Raw genomic sequence first — 13,296 nt, forward strand, 5'->3', positions numbered from 1 at the left:
GGGTTGTCAGACGGTGCCTGGCTGGCTACGAAATTACGAAGATGAACTGGTTTTTAGCTAACCGCTCATCACTCAATTCCCCAGCAGGTCGTCCATCCCGAATATGCCTTCCCGACCCACGAGCCATTCAGCCGCCACAACAGCACCCAGAGCAAAGCCCTGCCGGCTATGAGCCACGTGCTTGATCTCGATCTGATCAACGTCGGAGTCATAACGAACTTCGTGCGTACCTGGCACGGTTCCTTCCCGCAGCGACTGAATTTCAATAGCATCGTCGCCTACAGGCTGCGGCTCGTGACCCGCTTCGTTACTAACCCAACGACGTTTGCTTTCCAACTGCGCCATAACGCCTTCCGCCAGCGTAATGGCGGTTCCGCTGGGTGCGTCCTTCTTTTCGGTATGATGAATTTCGGTCATCGACACATGATAAGACGGATAATTTCGCATGAACTGCGCCAGTACTTTGTTTAACCGGAAAAACAGATTGACCCCAATACTGTAATTGGATGCGTAAAAGAACGCGCCTTTCCTGGTTTTACAGAGTTCTTCAATAGCAGCCCGGCGGCTTAACCACCCCGTTGTACCACTAACCACTGGCCAGCCGCGCTCAAGACAGCTGGTAATGTTTTCGGCCGCCGACTCAGGCGAACTGAATTCAATGACGACGTCTACAGCGTCGGCGGCAAGATTCGTTAACTCGGCGTGGTTGTGTGCATCAATTCGGCCTGCAATCTGGTGTCCCCGTTCGAGTACAATCTGCTCAATCGTTTTGCCCATTTTGCCGTAGCCCAGCAGAAGAATATTCACTTGGTATTGAGGTTTTTGGTTTACAGCTTGTGGTTGCGGTTCCCCTATTTAAATGTAAAGGCCACCCGGACAGCGGGAACGAAGCCCATTCCGGGGGCAGGTAACACATTGGGTTCGACGGTCATCGAAATGTCGTCAGTTAAATCAAAGGTTTTCAGGTGAGCCGCTACATTGGCTTCGACAATATTAACCGCCCATAAAACACCTGACAAAAGCAGGTTTAGATCCCGGTAGCGCCTGAATGTGTCATACGCGTTTTTGGCATTAGCCGTGGTTCGAAAAACAACCTTGTTATCAGTAAATGGGCTTACCCCAATCAATACCTCATCTACTTTGGTGTACAGGGCTGTACTGGTAACCGCGGCTCCTCTTATATTTTGATATGCGTCAGGAAAACTTGCCGTGAATCCATCGCCGTAGTTAAACAGTGCGTCCGTTACCGGGTCGCCGTAGAGCAGTCGCCGATAGCCTGTTTCGGCCTCTTTGGCCAGGCCCCTATACTTGACGAACAGATAGCCCATCACGCCAAAGCCAACGTAAATAAACGGTATTTTGTAATACTGTCGGTTGTAAGCCTGCCCCAGACCGGGCAGCATCAGCGACCGCAATGTTGCCTTTTTTGGGATGATTTTATGAATTTTGGCTTCCTGTCTGGCCGATACCTGCACGGTATCCGGGTTGTCGAGCGAGGTGGAATCGTCATCGGTCAGCACCGATTTGCCAACCTGAATCTGCACACCGTTACGGCGTATCGTTGATGGGATAGTGTCCGTAGCTGATTCCCCCCGTCGGGTCGAATCAACGGCAGCTGGCGTTGGAGCCGGCCGAATAGCCGGTTGTTGCGCAAACGCAGTAGCGATGGGCAAGCAGAACAGCAGGAGAGTTATCAGTAAAAAAAAAGACTGCTTCATGCCCAAACAACGGCCCGTGACCTCTTTTTCGGGCCGTCAATTCACCGTTTAAGGTAATTTAACAGAGTTACGCTTGTGAGTTCAGCACTTCCAGGATCTTGGTCAATTCTTCCTGGGAGGTAAACGGAATTTTTATTTCGCCCTTATGCTTTTCATCCGCTTTGATGGATACCCGGGTACCGAACATCGACGACAGCTTGAACTGTAGACTACGCATCTCCTGCTTGGGCAATGTAACACTCCGGGTAGGCACTAGCTCATTCGCATCGTCGGACAGGTTACGAACCGCTTCTTCCACCTTTCGCACCGACCACTCTTCATCAACAGCTCGGGTAAAGAGTCGTATCTGCGTTTCCGGGTTTTCGATGTTGATGATGGCGCGGGCATGGCCCATCGAAATACGGTTGTCGCGCAACGACGCCTGGATGACGGGCGGAAGCTTCAGCAACCGGATGTAGTTATTAACGGTTGTCCGGTTTTTACCAACCCGCTCGCCCAGCTCTTCCTGCTTCAGGCTACATTCGGTAATGAGCCGTTGGTAGCTAAGCGCTATTTCTATCGCGTTAAGGTTTTCCCGCTGGATGTTCTCGATCAGCGCCATTTCCAGCATTTGCTGGTCATTCGCCGTTCGAACATACGCCGGGATATGGCTCAGGCCGACAATTTTAGATGCCTGCAAACGTCGTTCACCCGCAATAAGCTGATACCGTTCTTTCCCTAACTGCCGGACTGTTATGGGCTGAATGATTCCTTGGGTCCGGATGGAGTCAGCCAGCTCCAGCAGCGCTTCTTCGTCGAAACGGGTTCGCGGCTGAAACGGGTTTGTTTCGATCAGCGACAAACTGATTTCAGTCATCGTACCGATCGACTCAAACGGCGACGGTTTCGATTGTCGACTGACCGATTCACTGTCGTGCAACAAGGCACCCAAGCCGCGGCCCAATCCTATCATCTTCTTATTCGGTGCTTTGGTGTTGTCCATGAAACAAGTACGTATGATGTATGGTATATGATGTATGATATACAACGAAAGCTCAGAATCAGATCATTCTATATCATACATCATACACCATACATACTTGATTTAAGCTTCCTGCGGCATCATGCCATTCTTGATCAGAATTTCGCGGGCCAGGTTCAGGTAACTGACGGCTCCTTTGCTGTCGGCATCCTGCGCCAGGGCAGGTACGCCAAAGCTGGGCGATTCGCTCAGCCGTATGTTGCGCGGAATGATGGTACTGAAAACCATTTGCTGGAAATGGCTCGTTACCTCACCAACGACCTGGTTAGATAGCCGAACACGCAGGTCGTACATCGTTAGCAGGATACCCTCAATAGCCAGATGCGTATTGAGTCTCGACTGAATGATCTTGATGGTATTCAGCAGTTTCCCCAACCCTTCCAGGGCGAAATATTCACACTGAACCGGAATGATAACCGAATCGGCCGCGGTCAGGCTGTTGATCGTAATCAGACCAAGCGATGGCGAACAGTCGATGATAATGAAATCGTAGTCGTCGCGAATGCTGTCGAGCGTCGTTTTCATTTTATCCTCCCGGTTCTGGAGGTTAATCATCTCTATTTCGGCCCCCACCAGGTCTATATGCGATGGCAGCAAATCCAGATTCGGAAAATCGGTCTGAATAATAGCATCCTGAGGACGCACGCCCTCAACCATACATTCGTAAATACTGTTCTCGATTTCTTTCGGATTGTAGCCGAGCCCTGACGTGGAATTCGCCTGGGGGTCAGCGTCGACAATGAGCGTCTGAAATTCGAGGGCGGCCAAACTGGCGGCCAAGTTGATAGTTGTTGTTGTTTTACCGACGCCCCCTTTCTGGTTGGCGATAGCAATGACTTTACCCATGAGGTCTGTGCGATGCAGGTTCAAAGATGCCGGTTAGTTTCCACGAAAGCAAGCACTGTTTCACGGAATGTTTCACAAAAGATAAAGAGCGGAAGAGCGAATGAGTGAAAGAGCGAAGCCATCCGGTAGTTTTCACCGCATCAGCAACTCACTCTTTCACTCATTCGCTCTTCCGCTCTTTAATCAGCCCACACTTTTGTGCCTTCCGTACAGTTTCGGCACATCTCAATCTCGGAGCGGGACCGGAGTAGCGTTTGGCGAAAATTGGTGTAGGCTGCGCCTTGCCAGAGGTCAGCGAAGGATTCGGTCTGGAGATTACCGAGTCGATGATGGGCATCTTTATCGAAACAACAGGGCACCACCAGACCATCCCAGGTGATGACGCAGGAGTGCCACATTTTCCAGCAATGATCCCCAAAGCCATTTTTGATCCGGTAAGTTCCATCCGCCTGGGGGGCATACCGACTGTATTCATCCAGCGTCGGAATGAGGTCGGAGCCGTGTTCGTACTCGTAAATCTGGGCTGTTTTCAGCCCCACCTCGTCAACCCCTAATTCGCGGGCCAGCTTCCTGACTTCGGCGATCTGGTGTTCATTGGGTTTCACAACCAGGAACTGGAAGACTACATGGGGAGTGCGGGACTTGAGCTCTTTTTTCCAGCGAATGATATTCTTCGTTCCCTCAAGTACTTTCTCCAGCTTTCCGCCTACCCGATACTGCTCATACACCTCCTGCGTAGTGCCATCAATGGAAATGATAAGTCGATCCAGCCCCGACTCCACTGTTTTGCGGGCATTAGCGTCGTTCAGGTAGTGAGCGTTGGTGCTGGTCGCGGTGTAGATGTTCCGATCCGTGGCATACCGTACCAGTTCCAGAAACTGGGGGTGTAGATAGGGTTCGCCCTGAAAGTAAAAAATTAAGTAAAGGAGTGTTTCGTGCAACTCGTCGATGGTGCGTCTGTACAGTTCTTCGCCAAGCATGCCGGTGGGCCGGGTAAATGACCGAAGTCCGCTGGGACATTCCGGGCAACGTAGATTGCAGGAGGTTGTTGGTTCAAACGAGACCGACATGGGCAGACCACGCTGCATGGCCTTACCCGTTCGCCGGGACTCATAGTAACTATAAACTACCTTCAGCGCATTGGCGATGCGTTTGGGGGTTAGCTTGGACGCAAAGTTAAGGCCGTCGAGCAGGTTGCGATTCATTCAGTAAAGGTAACGATCAATAAACTGAATCTATCGCGAAGGCAGGTTCTTAAATCTGCCCCCGCGTAAGTCAACTGTTTATTAAGGTTCCTTATAAATCTGACAACCGGCTTCGTCAAAAACCACCTCTCCAGCCACAAGACCCGATCCTGTTGTTGGCAGATCACCCGTCATGCTGGCCACGAAGATATACCCGGTTGGCTCGGTGTGCGTCCAGGCGATGTAGCTTTTGCCGTCAGCTGGGCCAACCAGCCAGTGCGTTTCTTTCCCGACTATAGCCGACCAGATGCTTTCGGCAAAGGCCCGCATTCGTCCGATAGCGGCAAACTGTTCCGCATTTTGTCCCCAGATAAACGGGCCGTGTGTCACCTTATCGGGCTGGCGATCGTCTTCAATGTGAAAGACATATAACTTCGTGTATTCTTCATTGAGACCCCGTTTTTCGTGCAGATTTCGGACCTCAAAACCCAGCCCAACGTAACTGGGCATATCAGTCAAAAATAACGCGGTGAAGTAACGAAATAGATTACCGGTGCGGTAAAATTCATCGAAACGCGGGTCGTCTTTGTCGGCGGTCATCACCGTAAAGTTGGGGGCAAACCGGCGCGTTTTGAGGTGATCGCTGTAAGTCGCAAACTGACGTCTGAACTCCGTCGAACCAACCACCAGCGATTGCAAATCGCCCAGCGTCGAATCAGCGTCGATGGCTTCCAGATGGTCGAGTTCATCGCCATATCCCATTGTATCGGGTGGCGCCAGAAAGGTTTCGGCGAAGAAAGCGTAATGAGGTACGCCACTAGCCTGTATGTATTTTTTTATGGCCTCCAAAGGGTCATAGAATGCATCAGGATGGGCGGGCACACCCGTTGGGCGAAGCTGTACGTGAGCCATATCGCCCCGCATGAAATCGAAGTTATATTTCTGCTGGCAATCCTTCACATTCCGGCAAATGTAGCTCCAGGCTGGCAGGTTAGGCCGATCGAAGTCAAGTTCCCAGTTCTGATTGTTGTCCTTCGACTCGTAGAAACGGTACCTCGCTAGCGGGCCAAACACCCGCGACATCTGTTGTGGTTTATCGAATGCGTACTGATACCATATTTGTCCGAAATCATCCGTTGTGAAGTCGTCTGCGTCGATGTGTAGACCACGGTATGGAGGAGCCATGGTCATGGGCAATGTTTCCAGCCCCTGCGCAGTGAGGTGACGAATCAGGCCCAGCCGTCGGGTTAGTCGGCCATTATAATCGTTCGGGTAACCAAACAGGATCCGCTGACGCTGGTCATCGGTCAGACCGGGTACGCCAACGGCAGGACTCGTGGCAAAGAAAGCATCTTTCGTGAAAGTCAGGGGGGTTCCGTCGGCGGCTCCCCTGAATTTGAGAAACTGCCAGATCGCTTCTTCAACATAGCGATATACCAGGCTGGAGTGGTCCAGTAATGTAGCCGGGTTACCTCCCTTTTCGTCGCGCTGCACCCACTCAAATAACGATGGCGAGGACAGCACCATTTCCGAAAAGCGATCGGTATGCGGAATTACATCCATGCCAACGGTTCGGCCCATCGCGTGCAGCAGATTGGTCACGACCTTTAATTGTTTTTCAACGGAGTCGAGACCAGGAACGAAACGGGCCAGCTCTACATCAAAAAACTCCGGATTGATCTGCCAACTCACCATCCCGTACAGACTTCCGACTACACCCGGCTCCCAGATGGGTAGCAAATGAATGCTGTCGTGACTGGCGGGCAGCGTCAGCACATACGTAATGACTTTCCAGAAAGAACCCAGGGTACGGACATTTATCCCGACCATGTTGCTTTTTTTCAGCCACGACCCATCGGTGTAAACCGTAGCAGGACTATCCAGCGTTTCGGCGGGGTCCAGTGCCCGGCGAAGCGTTTCATGTCCAAGTCGTTTGTGTAGAATGTCCAGCGTCTGGTACACAGAAAACTGCACGGCAGCCTGCGGTAACAGGTTGGCGATAAACGACTGACGGCCCGACTGATAATCATCGGTATACATGGCATAATGCTGATACCAGTCGGCTTGAAGCGCTTCGATGGAGGTTGACATGCGACAAATTTAAAACGGTTTCGGTAAAACCAAACATGCTCTTTTTCGTGTCAAAATGACACAGAGCAGGCTGTTGCCACTGGTACTCCCAACGGCAGAACAATCTGTAAATACCGCATCACTCTCCGTAGTAGAAAACCAGTAGAAAGGTAATTATTCGTTCAGCCACCAACGCATTAATAGGTGCGTAACACTTTCAACTTGTGGTTTTTATTGATTTTAATGTGGGGGTTACTGATAATGTGAAACAGGGCCCCACTCAGGACCAGCGTTCCTACAACAGGCAATGTATTGCTGTAAAAGCCCCGGTTATTGACAACGTCGGCCAGCAGATACACGCCACCCGCAATAGGAAAAAGGGTCCCGGCTGCCGTAATAAATGGGATCCGACGGTGCAGATACACTTTTTGAACATCATCGAACCGGAAGGTTACCGGCTCATCCCGGTTCATTACCTGATTGGCCATCAGCACACTGAACGTGCTGTCCGTTACATCGTAGAGTTCTTCCCGGTATTTCTCGCCCCCGGATTTAAAATGCAGTTCATCACCTACAAAAAATCGGTATCGCCGGAATCCGCCTATCAAATGGTTTACGTCGAGGGCCAGGTATCGGGATGGCCGCAGTAAGGCTGCGTAGGCTGTTCCCTTGCGCTGTAGCAACTGTTCGGTCGTGAGGGTATCCTGGGGTTGCGCGATGGCGTACTGACCAACGAGAACAAAAGCTAAAACAAGCAGACGTCGTACGAATGACTTCATGGTAAGTGTAAATAAATGGATGTATAGTCAATAACTGTATATTTTAAGGAGTGTGCTCATTTTTCAGAAAAATTTAACCCATTCCCCAATGTTGGCTAATTTGCGACCATGATTACCGCGAACCAACTCCGAACGTTTACCGAACAAATTTTCCTGTCCATTGGCTGCTCCGAAACGGATGCCCGACTGGCCGCGGATGTCCTCGTTAGTGCCGACCTCCGGGGTGTCGACTCGCACGGCGTAGCGCGTCTGCCCGGCTACATACGGCTATACGACAATGGCCGGATCAATCCACAACCCCACATCCGTATCGTTCACGAAACACCCTCAACGGCAGTGGTCGATGGCGATCGTGGCCTGGGTCTTGTCGTAGGTCCCTGGGCTATGCAGGTAGCCATCGAAAAAGCCCGTATAGCCGGAACCGGCTGGGTTGCCGTCCGCAACTCAAACCACTTTGGCATTGCCGGTTATCATGCGCTGCTGGCGGCCGAACACGACATGATCGGACAGGCCATGACCCATGCGGCCCCACTCGTGGCTCCCACCTTTTCGTTAGACAAACTTCTGGGTACTAATCCGATAGCCGTAGCCATTCCGGCGGCTACCGAACCGACTTTTCTGGCCGATTTCGCGTCTACAGCGGTGGCGTATGGCAAACTCGAAATTCTACAGCGCAAGGGGCAGGATGTGCCGCTGGGCTGGGCGCAGGACGCCGAAGGCCAGCCGACAACGGATGCCAATGCGATCCGGAACGGTGGGGCGCTGCTTCCCCTCGGCACCGACCGCGAACATGGTTCTCACAAGGGCTATGGACTGGGCGCCATTGTCGATATTTTTTCGGGCGTGCTGTCGGGCGCCAATTATGGCCCCTGGGTTCCTCCGTTTGCTACAGCCGGTTTTATGCAGGCCAATGAAGGTGTCGGTGCCGGAACCGGGCATTTTTTCGGCGCTATGCGAATTGATGCGTTCCGACCCGCCAATGAGTTTAAAACGCACATGGATACCTGGATTCAACGATTCCGGCAAGCCAAAGCGATTGACGGCAAACGCGTACTGATTCCTGGCGACCCCGAACGCGACATGGAAGCGGAACGGCTTAAAAACGGTATTCCTGTTGTCGAGCCAGTTGTCAAAAGTCTGGAGGAACTCGGCGAACGCTTTGGCATTGCGCTTTAATTCACAGAGAACAGAATGTCGTACCGCGGTTTTTGCCTGATATGGCACGGCATTCTGTTCCTTTTGCCAATGTCCTAATTTAATCAACTCTTCTCTAAACTCAGCGACATGAATTATCGAAAACTCGGCAAAACCGGCTTTACCATCTCCGAAATAAGCCTTGGTACCTGGCAGGTAGGGGGCAAATGGGGCGATTCGTTTAGCCACGACAACGCCGATCAGATTCTCAACGCGGCCGTCGATGCTGGCATTAACTTTATTGATACCGCCGATGTATATGGCGATGGGGAAAGCGAGAAAGCCGTTGGCCGACTCGTCCGGTCACGGTCCGAACGGATTTATGTAGCGACCAAATGCGGGCGTCGGCTGCAACCGCATACCAGTAAAGCGTATCAACCCAGCGTGTTGCGTGCCTTTGTGGAAGATAGTCTCCGCAACATGGGCCTGGAAACCCTCGACCTCGTTCAGTTGCACTGCCCACCCACCGACGTCTTTTACCGGCCCGAAATCTTCGACGAGTTCGACCGGTTGAAGGACGAAGGAAAGATCCAGCATCTCGGGGTTAGTGTCGAAAAAGTAGAGGAAGCACTGAAGGCGATTGACTTCCCCAACGTGACAACGGTACAGATCATTTTCAATATGTTCCGGCAACGCCCCGCCGAGTTGTTTTTTACCGAAGCCCTTCGGCGGGATGTGGGTGTTATCGTGCGGGTGCCCCTGGCCAGTGGATTACTGACCGGCAAATTCAGTGCTGATTCGACTTTCTCGGCCGATGATCACCGGAATTTTAACCGGCAGGGCGCAGCTTTCGACAAAGGGGAAACCTTCTCTGGCGTGGATTATGAAACGGGCCTGGCTGCCGTTGACGAACTGAGGGCCGTTTTCCCCGATGATACGAACCTGGCTCCGGATGCTCTTCGCTGGATTCTGACTTTCGATGCCGTGAGCTGCATTATTCCCGGCGCGTCGAAACCAGCGCACCTCACTTCCAACCTGCAAGCCACTGATCGGCCCGCCCCGTCTGCCGAACAGATGGCAGCTGTAAAGAGAATTTACGACGAACGGATCAAAAAACCGGTTCATTATCTGTGGTAAACTAGCGGGGTCGGTAGAGGTACCGACCCCGTTTGCATCAGCTTCATTTACCCAGAAAAATATGGAAGCCAAGATCCAGTGACAGGTATTTTGACGTGTAGGTCGTCCGCTCGATTGGATTTCCGGAAGCATCGTACACCGAATACCCATTATCATATTGACTCCAAATATAGTTTAGGCCAGCGTTCAAGGCCACCGATCGGTTAATGAAATAAGCTACGCCAACGGTTGGGATCACTGAAGACGTAAACTCACCTGTTTTTGTCGTTTGATAGCCACTCTCCGTACGCTGGTTTGATTTTGAGTAAGCGTAGGATACACCAACATAAGGTTTCAGTTTGTTACTTCCAATGAAGTAGCGTATGTAAGGGGACAGACCAATGCTTGTACTTCGATTGTGAATGTCCCCGTTTGGATCAGCATAATTGTTGATCGCCAAGCTAAGCGGTATGCCCGTTCCCACCACTAGATTATTTACCACAAAGTACCCGGCCGAAGGGGATATACTTCCAGCAAACGAACTATACTGGTTTTGGGTACTGAATTGAAAATTTCCTACCTGAGCACCAACCATCCAGCGCCCCTTTTCGGTTTGGGCGGTTGATACGGAAAAGCTTGCAACGAGCCATGCGAGGGTAAAAATAGGGCTTTCATACGATGCTGATAGATAAGTTGACACTACTCAGCAAGAGTACAAAATATAGTTTATCCGTTGCAATCAGTTAGGTATCATCAAACAGAAAAGACCCGGCCTCGACCGGGTCTTTTCTGTTTGATGACAAAACAAGCTTTTACTTACCAGTCACGGCTTTCTTAAACGTACCGTTTGAGGCAAACAGCAGAGCAACCCGCTTTTTGTCCGTTGTTGTAATGGCGATCAGGTAGTCGCTGGACGTTTTTTCCTGGACGGCTTTATCGATCGTAGCACCGGCGTAGTTCGTACTGATGTACGTCGTGATAGCGGCTGGCAGGCTCGATACGGCTACAGTTGTCACATCCGGCCCTTTACCGGGGCGGGGCCGATTGGCAGAATCAGCCTTAGGCGGTTTAGGATGATTCAACGAATCACCATGAGCGTGTTTAGGATGATGCGCTGAATCGCCGGGCGTATGATTGGCGGAGTCACGGGGTGAACGACCGGGTTTACCTTCGGCTACTTTTATGAACGTACCGTCCGCCTTAAACAGCAACAACTTCAGGGTGCTGTTCAGGGTGATCGCTACCACATAATTTCCTTTCGGGTCTTTCAGGGCTTCCTTGATGGTTGCACCAGCATAGTTCGTAGTAATGTAGGTAGGAATAGCGGCTGGTAACGTCGCTGTTTCTACGACTGTCAGGTTGTGCGGTCCGGTCAGCGACGTACTCTCAACGCTGGCCGAACGGGCAGATGCATCGGAAGTCGACGGATCGACGGAACTCCGGTTGCAGGCATTCAGGCTTACCACCAGGGTAGCTACGCAACTAAACAAAAGCAGTGCTTTCATAAATGTACTAGGTTGGTTTTGTTAAAAATATGTAAACGGAAACTAAACCGAAACCAGACTCGTTTCCCGGCAATGTTCACTGTACGTACTAAGTATATCTACCGTTGCAGCTAAGTAAAAAAATAATGTAGCCTCTAGCCGGAACGGATTAAGTACCGTTGAACAGACCACACGCGGTATCGATTCACCTGCGTAGCCAGCCTTTAATTTGCCGAAAGCTTCCCGAAGAGCACAGACTTTACGTTTACAATGCTTTCTTTGCAAATTGTACGCACCAACTTTATTCTGTTTGGCAATCCACTTATGCTGCAATATATTGTTCTATGAAAAAACAAAAGGCCCGCCAATCACAATCGCAGACGCTCGGTGGAATGACTCAATCACAGGGTCAGGACAATGGTAATTTTTCGTTTCGCGATTATAACACGGAAGACTTTTTTGACGAGATGTTTGCCGGCCAGATGCAGGTAAGGGACGGCTATGTTCCTTTTCAGCAACGCGTTGAACAACTTACCCGCGAGGATCTTATTGGGCGACAGCATGCAGCCGAACGGGCGCTGATGAGTATGGGAATTACCTTCAATGTCTATTCAGAAGGCGAAGGAACTGAGCGCATTATGCCCATCGATATTATTCCCCGCATCATTGAATCGGCCGAATGGGATCGGCTGGAGGCCGGTCTGATTCAGCGCATAAAGGCCATCAATATGTTTCTGGACGACGTATATAATGAGCAGCGTATTTTAAATGACGGCGTTGTACCGCGCGACCTTATCGAATCCAGCAAATCGTTTTTGCCCGCCTGCCTGGGTGTCAGACCACCCAAAGGTATCTGGTGCCACATCACAGGTACCGACCTGATCCGGGGAGAAGACGGAACCATGATGGTTCTCGAAGACAACCTGCGTTGTCCGTCGGGCGTTTCGTACATGCTTGAAAACCGGGAACTGAACAAGCAGACATTTCCGGAAGTACTGGCTCAGACAGGCGTTAGACCCGTGTCCGATTACCCGACCCGATTGCTCCAGATGCTTCAGTTCATTGCCGACCGGCCGAATCCAACGGTGGTTGTGTTGACGCCGGGCATCTATAATTCGGCGTATTTCGAGCATTCGTACCTGGCTCAGCAAATGGGCGTTGAGCTAGTGGAAGCCCGCGATCTGGTGGTATCCGGCGGTTATGTAAAAATGCGAACCACTAAGGGATTCCAGATCGTGGATGTTATTTACCGCCGTATAGATGATACGTTCCTGGATCCACAAGCCTTCAACCCGGACTCCATGATTGGCGTACCCGGCATTTTCGAGGTGTATAAAAAAGGACGTGTGGCGTTGGCCAATGCGCCTGGTACGGGTGTTGCCGACGACAAGGTAATTTATGCCTACGTTCCCCGTATCATCGAGTATTACATGGGCGAAGAAGCGATCATTCCAAACGTGCGGACGTACATCTGCCGGGAAGAAGAGGATTGCCAATACGTGATGGACAACATCGAAAAACTGGTTGTTAAAGAAGCCAACGAAGCGGGGGGATATGGCATGCTTATCGGCCCGAAAGCCTCGCCGGAAGAGCACGATCTGTTTCGGCAGAAGATCAAGGAAAATCCGCGTAACTACATTGCCCAGCCAACTATTTCGCTGTCCAGGGTTCCCTGTATTGTAGGCGACCATGCTGAAGGTCGCCATGTCGATCTGCGCCCGTATATTCTCTACGGCGATGGCGTCAACGTGATTCCGGGTGGCCTTACTCGGGTAGCCCTTCGCAAAGGTTCTCTCGTCGTCAACTCCTCGCAGGGTGGAGGGGGGAAAGATACCTGGGTGTTGTATTAATGATTGTTTGGCTTGTCGTTTACGGTTTTTGGTTGGGGTTCCCCGCCGGTACTGACGCGTAAGTTGCTTTCGCGTTAACTAACCACAAACCGTA

The 13,296-nt window shown here is 51.3% G+C and carries 12 protein-coding genes; 3 read left to right on the forward strand and 9 right to left on the reverse strand.

From position 1 onward, the window contains the following. Positions 1–72 precede the first annotated feature (72 nt). From dapB to ACYU87_RS07885, 7 genes are all read right to left on the reverse strand, one after another. On the reverse strand, positions 73–807 hold the full coding sequence (gene dapB / locus ACYU87_RS07855; RefSeq protein WP_461133475.1) for a 4-hydroxy-tetrahydrodipicolinate reductase: 735 nt from the start codon (positions 805–807) through the stop codon (positions 73–75). 44 nt (positions 808–851) lie between these two features. Then, positions 852–1,718, reverse strand: a complete 867-nt coding sequence (locus ACYU87_RS07860; RefSeq protein WP_461133476.1) for a DUF5683 domain-containing protein — start codon at positions 1,716–1,718, stop codon at positions 852–854. Between the two features lie 67 nt (positions 1,719–1,785). Beyond that, positions 1,786–2,700 carry a ParB/RepB/Spo0J family partition protein gene (locus ACYU87_RS07865; protein WP_461133477.1) on the reverse strand — a complete coding sequence of 305 codons (915 nt, stop codon included), beginning with the start codon at positions 2,698–2,700 and terminating at the stop codon, positions 1,786–1,788. Between the two features lie 102 nt (positions 2,701–2,802). Further along, a complete protein-coding gene (locus ACYU87_RS07870; protein ID WP_041615784.1) occupies positions 2,803–3,585 on the reverse strand; it encodes a ParA family protein in 783 nt (260 codons plus the stop codon). Positions 3,586–3,764: 179 nt separating this feature from the next. Further along, entirely contained in the window at positions 3,765–4,790 is a 1,026-nt protein-coding gene (locus ACYU87_RS07875) for an SPASM domain-containing protein (RefSeq protein WP_461133478.1), read from the reverse strand. An 81-nt stretch (positions 4,791–4,871) separates the two neighbouring features. Further along, positions 4,872–6,860, reverse strand: coding sequence for an alpha-amylase family protein (locus tag ACYU87_RS07880; RefSeq protein ID WP_461133479.1), 1,989 nt, complete (start codon positions 6,858–6,860; stop codon positions 4,872–4,874). A gap of 176 nt (positions 6,861–7,036) precedes the next feature. Continuing rightward, complete coding sequence (locus ACYU87_RS07885; RefSeq protein ID WP_461133480.1) at positions 7,037–7,618, reverse strand: hypothetical protein; 582 nt, start codon at positions 7,616–7,618, stop codon at positions 7,037–7,039. A 108-nt stretch (positions 7,619–7,726) separates the two neighbouring features. On the opposite strand from ACYU87_RS07885, the gene ACYU87_RS07890 reads away from it, so the two are divergent. Both ACYU87_RS07890 and ACYU87_RS07895 read left to right on the forward strand, forming a co-directional pair. After that, complete coding sequence (locus tag ACYU87_RS07890; protein WP_461133481.1) at positions 7,727–8,794, forward strand: Ldh family oxidoreductase; 1,068 nt, start codon at positions 7,727–7,729, stop codon at positions 8,792–8,794. Between the two features lie 108 nt (positions 8,795–8,902). Then, positions 8,903–9,889, forward strand: coding sequence for an aldo/keto reductase (locus tag ACYU87_RS07895; protein WP_461133482.1), 987 nt, complete (start codon positions 8,903–8,905; stop codon positions 9,887–9,889). Between the two features lie 43 nt (positions 9,890–9,932). On the opposite strand, the gene ACYU87_RS07900 is transcribed toward ACYU87_RS07895, so the two are convergent. Continuing rightward, a complete protein-coding gene (locus ACYU87_RS07900; protein ID WP_461133483.1) occupies positions 9,933–10,568 on the reverse strand; it encodes an outer membrane beta-barrel protein in 636 nt (211 codons plus the stop codon). A gap of 112 nt (positions 10,569–10,680) precedes the next feature. Beyond that, positions 10,681–11,373 carry a PepSY-like domain-containing protein gene (locus ACYU87_RS07905; RefSeq protein WP_461133484.1) on the reverse strand — a complete coding sequence of 231 codons (693 nt, stop codon included), beginning with the start codon at positions 11,371–11,373 and terminating at the stop codon, positions 10,681–10,683. Positions 11,374–11,696: 323 nt separating this feature from the next. Between ACYU87_RS07905 and ACYU87_RS07910 the strand changes: the two genes are divergently transcribed. Further along, positions 11,697–13,202 (forward strand): circularly permuted type 2 ATP-grasp protein, encoded by a 1,506-nt coding sequence (locus ACYU87_RS07910; RefSeq protein WP_461133485.1) that lies wholly within the window; start codon positions 11,697–11,699, stop codon positions 13,200–13,202. Positions 13,203–13,296 lie beyond the last annotated feature (94 nt).

Source organism: Spirosoma lituiforme, assembly GCF_054776635.1.

What these genes read in the sequence shown, in the direction of transcription:
- ACYU87_RS07870 (WP_041615784.1), bottom strand. Translation starts at nt 3,585, where the DNA reads ATGGGTAAAGTCATTGCTATCGCCAACCAGAAAGGGGGCGTCGGTAAA.
- ACYU87_RS07910 (WP_461133485.1), top strand. Translation starts at nt 11,697, where the DNA reads ATGAAAAAACAAAAGGCCCGCCAATCACAATCGCAGACGCTCGGTGGA.
- ACYU87_RS07865 (WP_461133477.1), bottom strand. Translation starts at nt 2,700, where the DNA reads ATGGACAACACCAAAGCACCGAATAAGAAGATGATAGGATTGGGCCGC.
- ACYU87_RS07905 (WP_461133484.1), bottom strand. Translation starts at nt 11,373, where the DNA reads ATGAAAGCACTGCTTTTGTTTAGTTGCGTAGCTACCCTGGTGGTAAGC.
- ACYU87_RS07885 (WP_461133480.1), bottom strand. Translation starts at nt 7,618, where the DNA reads ATGAAGTCATTCGTACGACGTCTGCTTGTTTTAGCTTTTGTTCTCGTT.
- ACYU87_RS07890 (WP_461133481.1), top strand. Translation starts at nt 7,727, where the DNA reads ATGATTACCGCGAACCAACTCCGAACGTTTACCGAACAAATTTTCCTG.
- ACYU87_RS07875 (WP_461133478.1), bottom strand. Translation starts at nt 4,790, where the DNA reads ATGAATCGCAACCTGCTCGACGGCCTTAACTTTGCGTCCAAGCTAACC.
- ACYU87_RS07860 (WP_461133476.1), bottom strand. Translation starts at nt 1,718, where the DNA reads ATGAAGCAGTCTTTTTTTTTACTGATAACTCTCCTGCTGTTCTGCTTG.
- ACYU87_RS07895 (WP_461133482.1), top strand. Translation starts at nt 8,903, where the DNA reads ATGAATTATCGAAAACTCGGCAAAACCGGCTTTACCATCTCCGAAATA.
- ACYU87_RS07880 (WP_461133479.1), bottom strand. Translation starts at nt 6,860, where the DNA reads ATGTCAACCTCCATCGAAGCGCTTCAAGCCGACTGGTATCAGCATTAT.